Here is a 13,955-nt window from a genome sequence, read left to right as displayed (position 1 = left end):
CCCCCCGATGCCCGCCGATCTCGCCCTCGACACCGCCGTCACGCCCGTCCCCGGCTCGCCCGGCCATTACACGACGAACCTCCCCGACGCCTGGAGCTGGCACCTGCCCTCGGGCGGCGTGCTCATGACCGTGGCGCTGCGCGCGATCGAGGCCACGATCGCCGATGCGACGTTTCGCCCCGTCTCGGCGACGACGGTCTTTTGCAGCCCCGTCCCCGCCGGTCCGCTCGACATTCGCGTCGAGCTGCTCCGGCGCGGCAATGCGGCCGTGCAGGCGCGCGCCGCGCTCCGCGCGCAATCTTCCTCGGAGACGGACCTCGAAGTGAGCGCGACGTTCGCCCGCGAGCGGCCAGGCTTCGACCTGCTCGACACGGCGCCGCCGCGCGTGCCGGATCCCGAGGAGGCGCCCTCGATCGTGGAGCCGCGCCGCTCGGTCGCGGGCCGCAGCGAATACCCGTTCCTCGACAATTTCGATTCGCGCCTCGCGCTCGGGCACGTCTGGTGGAAGCCGGGCTGGCCCGCGGGCTCCGCTCGTTATGCGCGGTGGATGCGGTACAAGATCCCGCAGCGCCTCGCCGACGGTACGCTCGATCCCTTCGCGATCCCGCCGATCGCGGACCTGATGCCGCCGGCCCTGCGCCAGAAGCTCGGCCCGGAGGGCCCACATTTCCACGCACCGAGCCTGGACCTCACGGTGCATTTCCTCGACCCCACGACGAGCGATTGGCACCTCGTGAGCGTGTGGGCGCGAAGAGCGCGGGCGGGGTATGCGACGGCGGAGGCGGAGGTCTGGGGCGCGGACGGCAAGCTCACGGCGTACGCGACGCAGACGATGTTTCTGCGGAAGCCGACGCGGTAGCCGGCAAGAACGGCGCGAGGAGGAGCCCGAGGTAGCTCTTCGGCGCGGCGAAGGAGACGCCAAGGTCGTAGGCCTCGTCCTTCGCGGGGCAATGGTGTGTCCCGAAAAGCACGTCGAGGAAGGGCGCGACGTTCGCGAAGTTGTGCTGCGTGCGTTCGAGGCGCGCGTGGTGCCAGTGGTGGAGCTCGGGCGCGCCGAGGAGCCATTTCAGCGGGCCGAGGGGCAGGCGCACGTTGGAGTGGATGAAGATGGCCCACACGCCCCGGAGGACGATGAGGCCCGCGAGCGCCCGCGGCGCGAAGCCGAGCGCGAGCGCCGGCAGGTTCGTCGCGAGCTGCGTGAGGACGCCGTCGACCGGATGCTCGCGATGCGCCGCGACCCAGTCGAGGTGCTCGCTCGTGTGATGCACGGCGTGGAAACGCCAGAGGAAATCGAAACGGTGGCAGGCCCGGTGGTACCCATACACGCAAAGGTCGCCGAGCAGGACCACGAGGACGGCCTGGACGACGAAGGGTTGCGCCGCGAAAAACGCGCGGGGCCCTTCCGGCAAGTGGCCGCCGATCCACGCCGAGGCCGAGCGCGCGACGAAGATCGCGAGGGCGTTCCAGACGAGGTATTGGCCGAAGAAGAAGCCAAGGTCGAGGACGAGGGCAGGCCGGAGGATACGCTGGTGTCTGGCCGGAAAAACGCGCTCCAGCGGGACGAACATCACCACGAGCACAGCGAGGCTCGCGAGCGCGGCCCAGAGCGCGTCGAGCGCCTGCGAGAGCTCAGCGCTGGGCATGGGTGTTCGAGGGGGCTGCGTTGTTCGAGGGCGCTACGTCTTGAAGGATGCCCGACTCGCCCTTCGGGGCCGCGGAGCCTTGGGGTTTGGGCCGGAACAACTTCCCCGATTTCGTCGTGCCGAACATCTCGTCGCCCACGTCGAGCGAGCCCGTGGAATCCGGCGCGGCGGCGGGGTTTCCGGGCATGGGCCCCGGCGTGGCGGAAAGCGCGGGCGGCGGGACGGCGGCGCGCGGCTCGGGGAGGGTCGAGGGCGCAGGGGGCTCGTTGCGCGTGCAGCCGGTCGAGAGCGAGGCCTGGGTCACGAGGACGCCGAGGATGCCAAGCGAGAGCAGCAAGGTGGCCACGCGGAGGAGGAGCGAGGAGCGCGGAGGAGCAGGCATGGTCCCTTCGACGTACGAGACCCCCGCGCGCGTTGACGAATCCTTCGAGGACCCGCACGATGCCTCGCCATGGAACGAACCAAGGCGCGCTCGGCGGCGCTCCTGTCGCTCGTGGCCGCGCTCGCTCTACCTACCCCCGCGCGCGCGGACGCCGTCCCGCCCCCGCCGACCTCGTGTCCCAGCGAGACCCACGGCATCACGGGGCACGCCGGCACGGGCTGCGCGCCCGACACCTGCCCTCTCGGCTCGAACCCCGCCGTCTGCGACGCCAGCGCCCGGCCCTGCTGCTTGATGGAGGTGTGCAGCCCCCGCGACGCGAGGTCGTGCGCGCCGGGACAGGCGTGCGTCGAGGTGCGGATGTGCGTGGCGCCTGGGGTCATCCCGATGCGGGGACATCGCGTCGGCGAGTGGCGCGAGGCCGTGAGCTACGTGAACGAGGACAAGGGGTGCGCTCCGGGCTCGACGCAGGAAATCGTGGCCACGTGCATGACGAAGACCACGTCCGCCGTCAGCGCCCCGGGCCGCCGCCGCGGCGGCGGTATCTGCTCGATGGGTCTCGACGGGGCGGGCGAATCCCCCGCGCTGCCGCTCGCCGCGGGCGGGATGGTTTGTCTCGGCGTATGGGCGAGGAGGCGCAAGGCCCGATGCTGAAATGGCTGATCCTCGGGCTCGTGGTGTTCTTGATCTACCGGCTCGCGATGAAGCGGCCGCGCTACGATAGGCTGTTCTCGCCGGACCACCTGATGGAGTTGTCGCACGGGCTCGGCCGCGCCAAGGAGGCCGCGCTCGCGGGCGTGGGGCTAGCGCCACCCGCAGATCCGTTCGCCGCGGGCAATGCGTTCATCACGTCCGCCGATATCGCGATCGCGTACACGGTCGCGAGGGAGGGCGAGGAGGACGGCCACGAGCACCACGTCTCGATGTCCTATCGCGGCGGCGCGTTCGCCCGCGCGGCCGGGGGCTTTCTGGCCGCGGCGATCCTCCGCCTGCTCGGCGTGGAGGAGAAGCCGAACGTGCTCGCGGTCTCGAACAGCGGCGTCTATCACCTGGTGTTCAAGATCCCCGCCGCGGAAGAAGCGCGTTTCGCGGCGAAGAGCGTCCCGGTGCTCGACGAGGAGGCCGCGCAGGCCTTGCTCGGCACGGCCATGGACGAGCGGGGCCCGCTGCTCGCGCGCCTCGGCAAGCTCGACGTGAAGGTGCCGAAGGGAGGCGCGTGAAGCCGACGCACATCGCCGACCGAAAGGCGCGCGAGGAGCTGTCGCGGCTCCTCGAACGCTTCGCCCGCAGGCGCCGCCCGATCCGGGTCGTGAAAAAATCCGAATACTGGCACCAGCGGGCCGCGGGCGCGGCGCTCTGGGCCGTGACGTTCGGCGGCCAGAACAAGTACCTCACCCATTACGTGACGACGCTCGGCCACACGATCTACGTGCCCGACGATTTCGACGGCTGGGAGCCCACCCGCGCGCTCGAAATCCTCCGCCACGAGGCCGTGCACGTGGCGCAATTCGAGCGGTACGGCTGGGTCGTCATGGTCCTCTTCTACGGCGTCCTGCCCTTGCCGATGGGCCTCGCCTGGTTCCGCGCCCGCTTCGAGTGGGAGGCGTACGAAGAGACGCTGCGCGCCGTCGCCGAGATCGAGGGCCTCGCCGCGGCCCGCGCCCCCGCGCTGCGGGCGGAGATCGTGCGGCGCTTCACGGGGCCGGATTATGGCTGGATGTGGCCCTTCCCGCGCACGGTGGAGCGCTGGATCGACGAGGCGCTCGTGAGGATCGAGGGCGAGCTCGCGCGAAAGGCGCCCTCGACACCGTCGGCCGACACGCTGTAGCCTCTCTCCCCCGCGCCCCGGAGGTAGCCCGCCGTGTGGATCATCCTGGCCGTCTTCGCCGTCCTCGTCGTCGCCATCGCGATCTACGACGTGACGCAAACGAAACACGCGATCCTTCGCAATTTCCCGATCATTGGGCATTTCCGCTACCTGCTCGAAGCCGTGGGGCCGGAGCTGCGGCAATACATCGTCACGAACAACGACGAGGAGCGCCCCTTCAGCCGTGATCAGCGCCGGTGGATCTACTCGTCGGCGAAAAAGGAAAACAACTACTTCGGGTTCGGCACCGACAACGACCTGGAGCAGAGCCCGAACTACCTCATCGTCAAGCACGCGGCCTTCCCGCTGCCGGAGCTGCACGCGGGCGAGCCTGGCTACGACCCCGGCTACCGCGTGCCTTGCGCGAAGGTGCTCGGCGGCAAGCGGGGCAGGAAGAAGGCATTTCGCGCGAATTCGGTGATCAACTCGTCGGCGATGAGCTACGGCTCACTCTCGGGCGCGGCCGTCGAGGCGATCAACCGCGGCGCGAAGATCGCGGGCGCCATGCAGAACACCGGCGAGGGCGGCGTATCGCCGCACCACCGGCACGGCGGAGAGCTCGTCTGGCAAATCGGCACGGGGTATTTCGGCTGCCGCGACGAGCACGGGCGCTTCAGCATGGAGCGATTCCTGGAGTCGGTCGCGTCGGCGCCGATCCGCGCGATCGAGATCAAGCTGAGCCAGGGCGCGAAGCCCGGCCTCGGCGGCGTCTTGCCAGGCGCGAAGGTGACGGCCGAGATCGCGAAGATCCGCGGCATTCCGATCGGAGAAACCTGCATCAGCCCCGCCGCACACACGGCGTTCGCCTCGGCCGACGAGATGCTCGATTTCGTGGAGAAGCTCGCCGAGGCGTCGGGCCTGCCGGTGGGGATCAAATCGGCGGTCGGTCAGGAGAAGTTCTGGCACGAGCTCGCGAAGCTCATGGGGCGCGGCGATCGGGGCGTCGATTTCATCACGATCGACGGCGGCGAGGGCGGCACGGGCGCAGCTCCGCTCGTGTTCAGCGACCATGTGGCGCTGCCCTTCAAGATCGGGATGAGCCGCATCTACCGCACGTTCGCGGAGGCCGGGATCGCCGAGGATGTGGTCTTCATCGGCTCGGGCAAGCTCGGCTTCCCGCACGCCTCGCTGCTCGCGTTCGCGCTCGGCTGCGACATGGTGAACGTGGCGCGCGAGGCGATGCTCTCGATCGGCTGCATCCAGGCCCAGGAGTGCCACACGGGCCGGTGCCCCACGGGCGTCGCCACGCAAAACCGCTGGCTCGTGCGCGGGCTCGATCCGACGGACAAAGCGGCCCGATTCGCGAATTACGTGACCAGCCTGCGCAAGGAGCTGCTGCAGCTCGCGCGGGCCTGCGGCGTGCCGCATCCGGCGCTGGTGACGCTCGACGAGCTGGAGATCCTCGACGACCGGCTGCACGCGCGCTCGGCGGCCTCGGTGTTCGCGTATGAGCCGGGCTGGGGCCGTCCCTCGGCGGCGGACATGGAGGCGATTCACGCGATCATGGTCGGCAAACCGGCGCCGGTGCTGCCCAGCGGCGAGGGGCTCGTCATCGCGCCGGCCTGAGGGCTCGCTCGGACGTTCGAAAACGAAAGCGCCGCCCGGGAGGGGCGGCGCTTTTTCATTTCACGCGCGCGTTGGAGAGCGGCGCGAAAAACTCACTTTGCTTCGACGGGGATCGAGACCTTCTCGGTGAACGGCAGGCACGTCTTCTCGTCGCAAACGGCGCCCTTGAGCTCGGCCTCGATCGTCCTCTTGCCGGGCGCGGCGGCCGTCGCGACGACGGAGAAGCTCAGCTCGTCCTTCGAGATCTTCGCGTCGGCGGCGACGAGCTTCGCCTTTTCCACGGTCACGCCGTCGGGCGCCGTGAGAATGAGCTTGTGCGGGTACTCGAGGTTGACGTGATACGCGCCCTTCGGCTTGATGGTGACGGTCGCCGTCGCCTTGTTGCCGGACTTGCCGGACGCAGCCGAAACCTTGAGGTCGTACCCCTCGGCCGCGAATGCGGCGCCGGCAAAAGCGAGGATAGCAACAGCAGCGAGCGAAAGGGCTTTCTTCATGACGACCGTCCTCCTACGTGATTTCGTTTCAGCACGTCCCGTGCCAGACGTCAACGCCCGCTGCACACCCGGAACGGTCGCGAGGAAGTACCGTATCCTTGCGATTTTTCGTCGTTACGGGCCGGGACGTCAGGAGACGCAACATACGGGGATGGATCAAGTACGGACCGGGTGGGGAAATATTCATCCACCCAGGGGGACGATCCGCTGTTCGGCGCGATAAAACTCGAACCGCTGGTCCGTGCCGTGCCAGTACGCGACGCGGACCCGCGAAGGGATGGTGAGACCGCCCTCGGTGCGCTCCTCGTCGACGTCGACCCCGAACGGGATCCACGTGAAGCGCTTGTCCTTGGTCTGGTTCGACCAGCGAAGCAGGCTCGCCGAGCGCACCGCGCCCGCGTCGTCGATCGCGATCGCCACGGTGTGCGGCTCGCCCGCGATCCGAAGCGTGGCGCGGATCGCGTCGGGCCCCTCGACCTCCCAGCGCACGCCACGCGAAGGGAGCAACGCCGCCGGCGAGAGGATCGATTCGAGCGCGAGCCGGCCCGCCGCAGAGCGGCGCACGTCGAGGCCCCGCGCATGCGCCACGGGGAGCGCGCCGATCGCATAAAACTCGCTGCCCGCGTCCTCGCCTTCGAGCCAATCGGACCCCACGAAACGGCTGCCCCCCGTGCCGACCGCCGCTTTCCACACGAACCCGCGCGGCGGCGCGAGGAGCGCCTCGGCTTCCATCGAGCGCCACGCGTCCGTCGGCGACAGGCGCATCTCGCCGCGAATCGCGAGCCGCACGGCAGGATCGAGGGGCGCCCCCTCCGCGAGCGCATGCCGGAAGTAACGGGCCACGGGCTCGGGCAGGTCGTCGAGCTCGCGAGGATCGAAGCGACCTTCGCTCGGCCGGGGCAGGAGCGCGCGCCACCTTCGCTGCAGGACGCGGTCACCATAAAGCCGTCGGCCCGCGAGCAGAACCGCGCCGCCGAACAACGTGCCCGTGACCCCGTAGAGGATGCGGGGGATCAACCTGCCACCGCCACGAGAAGCCATCCGCTCCTTCGCCTTTCCTTTCAGGGCGTCGCGCCGGCGTCCATCTTCGCACGCGAGAGCAGGATGGCCACCTCCATCGGCGTGAGCGTGCCGCAGAGCTCGCTCATCGCAGGTTTCAACGTCTCGGCGTGGGGCTCGAACCCCTCGGCCGTGACGAGCACGTTCACCGGGCCGCTCGTCCAAAGCTCGCACAGGAGGGTCGCGAGATCCGTGGGCGGTGGCTTGCTTCGATCGACGTTGCAAACGAAGTTCGCGCCGTCGTCGAGCGTCTTCCACGTGGTCGCGTCGGACAGATCGAACGGTGGTTCATCACCCGCGCTCCACTCGACGACGATGCGCAGATCCGGCGGGAGGGGCTCGCCCTCCGCGCGGATGTCGAGGACGAAGAGCGGCTCGGGAGGTCGTACGGGACAACCCCCCTCGCCGCCATGTCCTCCGTCTACATCGGGAGGTGGAGGTTTGGGATGCTCACACGCCGAAAGTCCTGCAAGGACGGCCCGCAGGAGCCCTAAGCTGAAGACGAACGCTCTGCGTGAAGACACAGTGCGTCGAAGAATAACTGATTTTCCCGACGATCACTTGGGCGGGGGCGGGGGCGGGGCGATGGCGGCGAGGTTCAGGCCACCGGGGTACTGGTAACTCGTCTGCGCGCCGTACCCCATCACCTGAATTCCCACGGGCTCCGTCGCGGTGAGCACGTGCGAGCCATTCTTTCCAGGCCCGAGCGGGAGACGCACAACGCCGAACCCCGAGCTGATCACCGTCGGCGTCTGGGCCACCGGCTGGCCATCGAGGACGAGCTGCGCCCCGACCGGCTGGACGACGTCGACGTAACTTTCGTCGTAATCACTCGGCGCGAGGAAGACGTATTTCAGGCGGTACTGCTCGACGGCCGTCGCGAGGCTCTGCGCGGGATCTCCCTTCGGCTCGGTGCTGAACGGGTCGATGAGCGAGGAGCCAAGCTGGAACATGCCGACGGCGAACTCGTGATCGCCGCTGATCTCGAAGTTGACGTTCACCTGGCCGAGATCGAAGACCTGACCCGCATTGATGCTGAGCGGCGCGCCCGGCGGGGTCTGGCCGGCATACGTGAGCTTCGTGCCGTTGACGTTGCCGTAGATACGCACGACGTGCCCGACGGGGCCGCCGCCCGGCGAGGTCGGGACCGTCACGATGTACCGCTTGCCGAGCGTCTCGGCAGGGAAGACGGACTCCTCGATGTGATCACAATACCCGCTCGTCAGCGGGACGTTGATGCACGGCACGCCCGCGATGACCTGCACAGGTTTCGTCGCAAAGACCTGCGAGCCGGAGGGGTCGGCGTTCGGCGAAAAGACGATCTCGACGACCTCGCCACGGTTCACCGTGAACGACGCGAGGCCGTTCGGGCCCGTGCTCGGCAGGCCGCCGCCACCGACGATCTCGCCGGCCCCAGAGAGCTTCACCTGCACGCTCGTGCCGTCCTCGGTGCCCGTGATTGCGAAGTACGAGCCGATGTTCGCATCCGGCCAGCCGGCGATGCCCGTGACGCGATAGTTGCCGGTCATCGCCGTGCTCGGCAAGAGGAGCGAGGCGTCGTTGGAGTAGGACAAACATTCGCCGAGGCACTCCGGACCGGGGCACGTGCTCCAGTCCTTGCCGGGCGGTCCACCCTGCGGGCCGTATTCGAGCGCGTTGAACTGGTAGACCGTGACGGGGCGCGTGGTCACGAGGTGATAGGCGCCGTCCGGCACACGCACCGTGTTCGAGAGCGGCGTGGCGCTGCCACACGAGTTGGCGTCCGGGCCCTTCAGCTCGGGCACCCACGGCAGGTAGATCTTCGCGAGGTCGTTCGGCGGGACGGTCGCGGTGGCGATGGTGTTGGCCCCACGCGTGACCGTGACCTCGGCAGGCTGATCCCCCGCGTTCGCCACGACGACCGCGTAGTCGAAGATCGACCAGACGTTGTTCGCGACGACCGTCGGCCAGAAGTCGCAGCCGATGTACGTGCGCGCCGCCGCGGCCTCTGCGCACGTCGTCGGATCGACGCCGGGATCCCCGCCGCCGAGCCCTCCCGAGCCCCCCGAGCCGACGAAGATGTCGCCGCCCATGCCGCCGCTGCCCGGACCGCCCGGACCACCCGGTCCTTCCCCTCCCGCGCCCCCGTCGCCGAACTCGTTCCGGTTCGACGTCGCAGAGCAGGAGACCGCGAGGACTCCCGGAACGAGGAGAAGCGCAAACGCAACGAACGCTGTGTGCTTGAGCCGGGCTGAAGTCATGCGCCCGATTATCCGCCCCGCGCCGCGTCAGGCACAAGGAGGATCGGGCGCGCCCGTCGGCTCAGTGCGCGGCTCGGTTCCGCTCGTGAATGCTCTCCAGGATGATGACCGCCGTCTCCTCGATCGCGCGGCCCGTGACATCAACGACGGGCCACTCGGGGTGCGCGCGGAAGATGTTGTGCGCGAAGTCGAGCTCCGTGCGCACGTGCTCCCGCATCGCGTAATTCGTCTCGGGGGGCATGCCGAGCTGGCGCAGACGCGCCTGGCGGATCTCGCAGAGCTGATCGAGGCCGATCGTGAGGCCGACGATGCGATCACTCGGCGCCTCCTCGATCTCGTGCGGGAGCGGGACGCCGAGCACGAGCGGGAGGTTCGCGACCTTGAGGCCGCGCTGCGCGAGGAGCGTCGAGAGCGGCGTCTTCGAGGTGCGCGAGACGCCGACGAGGATGATGTCGGCCTTGCGGAAGTTGCGCGGCTCCTTGCCATCGTCGCTCTTGACGGCGAACTCGACGGCCTCGATGCGGCGGAAATACTCGTCGCTGAGCGGGAGCATCGCGCTCGGCAGGTTGATCGGCTCGCGATCGAGGAACGTGCCGAGCTTGCCGATGAGCGAGCCGATGACGTCGATCGCCTCGATACGCAGCTCCGCCGTCGCCGAGTGGATGAACTCGCGCAGCTCGGGGCTGACGACCGTGAACACGAGCAGCGCGCCTTCCTTCGCGGCACGCTCGAGGACCGGCCGCGCGACCTCCTTCGTGCGCACGCGCGTGTGCAGGCGGATCTGCACGCCCGCTTGCGGAAACTGGAGGAGCGCGGCGCGGACGACCTTCTCGGCGGTCTCCCCCGTCGAGTCGCTCAGCACGTCGATGAACTTGGACATGGGCTTGCTCATTCTCGTCTTCGTCTCGGTCGGATCGCGGAGGGCTTCTGTGCTCGTTCGAGCCACGCCGCTCGAACGACAAGCCTACCCAAAAAGGCTCTTCAACTTGTCCATGAAACTCTCGCGTTCGGGCTCCTGCGGAATTTCGCCCAGGGTCGAAGCGAGCCGGGCGATGAGCTCCTTCTGCTCGTCCGTGAGGCGCGTCGGCACTTCCACGCCGATTTCCACGAGTTGATCGCCACGACCGCCCATGACGCGGCGCACGATGCCCTTGCCTTTGACGCGCAGCACCGCGCCCGGCTGCGTCCCCGCGGGGATGCGCAACTTGCCCTTGCCTTCGAGGGTGGGGACCTCGACCTCGCCGCCGAGCGCGGCGACCGGGAAGGAGATCGGGACCGAGCAGACGACGTCGTCGCCGACGCGCCGGAAAAATTCATGCGGGGCGACGCGAATCGTGAGCTCGAGGTCGCCCGGCGCGCGATCGGGGCGCGTGCAGTTGCCGCCGCGCTCGACGAGGCGTGTGGCGCCGTTCTCGATGCCCGCGGGGATCGTGACCTCGATCGTGCGCGGCTTCGCGACGACGCCCGCGCCGCGGCAGCTCTTGCACGGATCGAGCACGATGCGGCCCGTGCCGCGGCAGCGCGTGCACGGCCGCTCGACGGCGATCGGAAAAACGCCCTGCTGCATGCGGACGCGGCCGCGGCCGAGGCAGAGGCTGCACCGCTCGGTCTGCGTGCCCTTCGCTGCGCCGACGCCGCCGCAGTCGTTGCACGGCTCGACGCGCTCGTAGGTGATCTCCTTGGTGCAGCCGAACGCCGCTTCCTCGAAGCTGATGCGGATCTCTTTCTGGAGGTTGCCGCGGTCGCCGACCTTGATGCCGAGCGCGCCGAGCAGGTCGCCGAAGAGCCCGTCGATGTTGAGGTCGTTCAGGTCGACGTAGCCCGCGCCGCCGAAGGGGCTGCCCGGCTGCGCGCCGGCGCCGCCGACGCCCATCGGGCCGAAGCGATCGAACGCGGCGCGCTTCTGCGGATCACTCAGGATCTGGTAGGCCGCGTTGATCTCCTTGAAGCGCTGATGCGCCCCGTCGTCACCCGGGTTCTTGTCCGGGTGGTGCTGCCCTGCGAGCTTGCGGAAGGCGCTCTTGATCTCGTCCTGCGTCGCCGAGCGGTCGACGCCGAGCACATCGTAGGGATCGCGCACGGAGGCCGGAATAGCACCGATCCGGACGAGGGCCCAGGGGGGTGAGGGCCAGAACGGACGGGGGCGTGCTCAGGGGAGAACTTTGCGCGTCGGGCACTCGCCGTCGCCCTGGTAGTCGCCGAGCGTGCGCGCCTGCGCGAGGACGTAGTCGTACGCGGTCTCGATGGGCACGCCGGCGAGGCTGTACTTGTCGGGCGGGAACACGGCGGCGGCCTGCGTCGCCTTCAGTTCGTCGAGCGTGGTCTCGCCGTCGTCGTTCGCGTCGGCGTCGGCGATGTACTGCGCGTAGCGCGCCGTGACCTCGGCGCCGGCCGTGATGTTGTTGAAGAACCAGTGATCGCCGTGGATCGTGGGTTTGACCGGCACGCTGCCGCCGGCCGGGACCGCGAAGCCGGGGATCTCGTCCTCCGTCGCGCAGTCGTCGTACGAGGCGCCCGCGGCGAGGCCCCAGCGGAACGTCTTCTGCGTGGTGCCGTTGTCGAGGGTGCCCGCGATGTAGAGCGACCATCCGTTGTCGACGAGGAGCGAGACGTCTGCCTCGGTCGTGTTCCCGAGGCCCTTGGCGCCGGGTTTGGCGTTCGGCAGATCGAAGCCGAAGCGGTCCCAGCGCGTCGCGCTCACGCCCTCGAACGTCGCCACCACGTAGCCGCCCGCGGGGACCTTCTTCAGGTCGAGGACGTACACGTCGGGCGCGGAGAGCGCCTCGGTCGCGTCGGAGCGCGAGGCGCGGATGTTGCCGATCGCGACGAGAAAACGGTCGTAGGTGACGCTCCAGCCGTCCTGGATGTCCTCGTCGCCCATGCCGGCGGAAAGGCCGTTCGGGATGGTGTCTTCGGCCTCGACGAAGACCTGGGCCGAGCCCTTCTCGGCCGTCGCGCCGTCCTCGCCGCCGCATCCGACGACGAAGACGGCCGCGCTCCCGAGGGCGAGGAGCTGCGCACGAATCCCGCACATTTGCTTCACTTGACTCACCTCCGCAAAAGCAACGCGGAACAAGTAGCAAACGAGTTGCAGTAGTGCAAGGGCGAACGGGGGCCCGCGCGCGGCGCATCGGCGCGCGCGGGGGAGCGCCCGGGGCGGCGTGAATCACTTGGTGAGGGGGTACGTGTCGATGACCGGGTCGGTCTCGTCGGGCCGGATCTCGTGCGACTCGATGGTCAGCGAGTCCTTGTTGGCCTTGAGGAACGAGTAGAAGCCGAACACGGTCTTGCTGTCGTAGGCCGCGCTGACGCCGGTCCACGTGCTGACGCCTTTGCCGTACGCATCGGCGCCCGCGCCGGCGCAGACCATGTAGACCGTGCCCTTCGCGGGAGGCTCCTGGACCACGGGCTCGAGCGTGCCCTCGGCGAGCGGGCCGGTGAGCGGCTTCGTGCGCTCGTAGTTGTGGTCGTGGCCGAGGACGATGAGGTCGACCTGGTACTTGTCCCAGATCGGCACGAAGAACTGCCGGCCGAGGAGGACGTCCGAATCGGTGCCGTGCGAGGAGGAGGAGAACTCGGCGTGGTGGTGCATGCCGACGATCCAAGGCACGTTCGCGCGATTCTGGTTCGCCGCTTCGAGGTCCTTCTCCAGCCACGCCTTCAACATCGGGGCGTAATCGGGTTTTCCGGTCGGGGACGTGACCCAGAAGTCATCGACGACCACGACGTGGACCGGGCCAATGTCGACCGAATAAAAGAGCTCGGGATAGTCGGCGAATTTCGCCGTGTCCTGGGGGAGCACGACGCTGCTGTAGAAATGCGTCGTGTGGTTCTCGTGGTTGCCGTGCGTCGAGAGCGTGAGGATCTGCCCGAGCGTGAGCAGGCTCCCGTCGGCGTCCTTCGCCGCGAGATCGAGCCATTTGTGCCATTCGCTCTGGTCGGTGGCGAAATTGATCATGTCGCCCGAAAAGAGCTCGGCCGTGACGCCGGCCTTCATCATGCGGCGCTGGATCAAGCGCCAGGCCTGGTTGTCCTGGCCGCGCGCGTCGCCCGAGACGCCGAGGACGACCTCGGCATTGGGATCCTTCGGCGTGGTCGTGAAGGAATGGACCTCGCTCCAGACCTCCTTGCCCGCGGGGCCGCCGCCAACGCGATAATAATAGGTCGTCGCGGGGGTCAGGCCGCAGAGGTAGGCCTCGTGCATGCGGTCGTCGCCTTGCGGGGCGATGAGGCCCTCGGGGGTCACCCACGTGACGCCGCCCTTGCGATTCGCCGCGGGCCAGGTCGCCGGGTCGGGCGTGGTGCCCCACTGAATCTCGCTGGCGAGCGTCTCCGGGTCGGTCTGCCAGCCAAAGCCCGCGGAGGTCGCGGGATCGGCGCGGCCCGGGGACCCGATCTCGACGTTGCCGCCGAGGCCGAGGCGAACGCGGCGGATGTCGGGCGCGGCCGAGGTCTTGGCGCTTCCGCGCTGGAAATTCAGGTATTCGGGGCGGGTGGCGATCTCGAAATCGCACCCCTCGGGCCGGAAACGCTCGATGTTCGGCTCGGGCGGCGGGGGCGGGTTCTGGTTCGGCTCGTCCGCGCAACCGACGGCGAAGAGCGCGCTCCCCACGAGCCCCAGGGAAATCAGCGTTCGTTTCATCAAGCGTTCCTCCACCCGAAAGACGGCGAGCGGAGGCAGCCTAGGCCGGCCCGGCCCCGGCGGGA

15 protein-coding genes are annotated in these 13,955 nt (G+C 68.9%); 5 read left to right on the top strand and 10 right to left on the bottom strand.

The window, feature by feature from the left end; all coding sequences use genetic code 11:
• The first annotated feature begins 7 nt into the window (after positions 1-7).
• Positions 8-859, top strand: coding sequence for an acyl-CoA thioesterase (locus tag QHF89_RS07345; protein ID WP_136929466.1), 852 nt, complete (start codon positions 8-10; stop codon positions 857-859).
• Here the strand turns inward: QHF89_RS07345 and QHF89_RS07340 are convergent.
• Complete coding sequence (locus tag QHF89_RS07340; RefSeq protein ID WP_136965801.1) at positions 810-1,643, bottom strand: sterol desaturase family protein; 834 nt, start codon at positions 1,641-1,643, stop codon at positions 810-812. The genes QHF89_RS07345 and QHF89_RS07340 overlap by 50 nt on opposite strands.
• On the bottom strand, positions 1,630-2,025 hold the full coding sequence (locus QHF89_RS07335) for a hypothetical protein (protein ID WP_136965802.1): 396 nt from the start codon (positions 2,023-2,025) through the stop codon (positions 1,630-1,632). The genes QHF89_RS07340 and QHF89_RS07335 overlap by 14 nt, the downstream gene beginning before the upstream one ends.
• A 69-nt stretch (positions 2,026-2,094) precedes the next feature.
• Between QHF89_RS07335 and QHF89_RS07330 the strand changes: the two genes are divergently transcribed.
• Genes QHF89_RS07330 through QHF89_RS07315 form a run of 4 tightly spaced genes read left to right on the top strand, consistent with a single transcriptional unit; the run spans position 2,095 to position 5,455 of the window.
• Positions 2,095-2,676: a hypothetical protein gene (locus tag QHF89_RS07330; protein ID WP_136965803.1), complete on the top strand. Its 582-nt coding sequence runs from the start codon at positions 2,095-2,097 to the stop codon at positions 2,674-2,676.
• On the top strand, positions 2,670-3,242 hold the full coding sequence (locus QHF89_RS07325; RefSeq protein ID WP_136965804.1) for a hypothetical protein: 573 nt from the start codon (positions 2,670-2,672) through the stop codon (positions 3,240-3,242). Before QHF89_RS07330 ends, QHF89_RS07325 begins: the two co-directional genes overlap by 7 nt.
• The gene (locus QHF89_RS07320; protein ID WP_136965805.1) at positions 3,239-3,850 is read left to right on the top strand and encodes a hypothetical protein; all 612 of its coding nucleotides are present in this window, start codon (positions 3,239-3,241) and stop codon (positions 3,848-3,850) included. Before QHF89_RS07325 ends, QHF89_RS07320 begins: the two co-directional genes overlap by 4 nt.
• Before the next feature lie 33 nt (positions 3,851-3,883).
• Complete coding sequence (locus QHF89_RS07315; protein WP_284720186.1) at positions 3,884-5,455, top strand: FMN-binding glutamate synthase family protein; 1,572 nt, start codon at positions 3,884-3,886, stop codon at positions 5,453-5,455.
• Between the two features lie 92 nt (positions 5,456-5,547).
• Here QHF89_RS07315 and QHF89_RS07310 read toward each other — a convergent pair whose 3' ends face one another.
• The 8 genes from QHF89_RS07310 to QHF89_RS07275 all read right to left on the bottom strand — a co-directional run bounded on the left by QHF89_RS07310 (position 5,548) and on the right by QHF89_RS07275 (position 13,890).
• Entirely contained in the window at positions 5,548-5,949 is a 402-nt protein-coding gene (locus QHF89_RS07310) for a hypothetical protein (RefSeq protein WP_136965806.1), read from the bottom strand.
• Between the two features lie 183 nt (positions 5,950-6,132).
• The gene (locus tag QHF89_RS07305) at positions 6,133-6,990 is read right to left on the bottom strand and encodes a DUF6544 family protein (protein WP_136965807.1); all 858 of its coding nucleotides are present in this window, start codon (positions 6,988-6,990) and stop codon (positions 6,133-6,135) included.
• 20 nt (positions 6,991-7,010) lie between these two features.
• Complete coding sequence (locus QHF89_RS07300; protein ID WP_136965808.1) at positions 7,011-7,532, bottom strand: hypothetical protein; 522 nt, start codon at positions 7,530-7,532, stop codon at positions 7,011-7,013.
• A 33-nt stretch (positions 7,533-7,565) separates the two neighbouring features.
• Positions 7,566-9,248: an IgGFc-binding protein gene (locus QHF89_RS07295; protein ID WP_136965809.1), complete on the bottom strand. Its 1,683-nt coding sequence runs from the start codon at positions 9,246-9,248 to the stop codon at positions 7,566-7,568.
• A 61-nt stretch (positions 9,249-9,309) separates the two neighbouring features.
• Entirely contained in the window at positions 9,310-10,140 is an 831-nt protein-coding gene (locus tag QHF89_RS07290) for a pyruvate, water dikinase regulatory protein (RefSeq protein WP_136929456.1), read from the bottom strand.
• 72 nt (positions 10,141-10,212) lie between these two features.
• Entirely contained in the window at positions 10,213-11,328 is a 1,116-nt protein-coding gene (gene dnaJ / locus QHF89_RS07285; RefSeq protein WP_136929455.1) for a molecular chaperone DnaJ, read from the bottom strand.
• Between the two features lie 69 nt (positions 11,329-11,397).
• Positions 11,398-12,282: a hypothetical protein gene (locus QHF89_RS07280; RefSeq protein ID WP_136965934.1), complete on the bottom strand. Its 885-nt coding sequence runs from the start codon at positions 12,280-12,282 to the stop codon at positions 11,398-11,400.
• 132 nt (positions 12,283-12,414) lie between these two features.
• A complete protein-coding gene (locus QHF89_RS07275; protein ID WP_136965810.1) occupies positions 12,415-13,890 on the bottom strand; it encodes a purple acid phosphatase family protein in 1,476 nt (491 codons plus the stop codon).
• Between the last annotated feature and the right edge of the window lie 65 nt (positions 13,891-13,955).

The organism is Polyangium sorediatum, assembly GCF_029946465.1.
In the GTDB taxonomy this organism is placed as follows: Bacteria; Myxococcota_A; Polyangia; order Polyangiales; family Polyangiaceae; genus Polyangium; species Polyangium fumosum.
The sequence above is the reverse complement of the archived record's forward strand: the minus strand, read 5'-3'. Positions and strand labels throughout refer to the sequence as shown.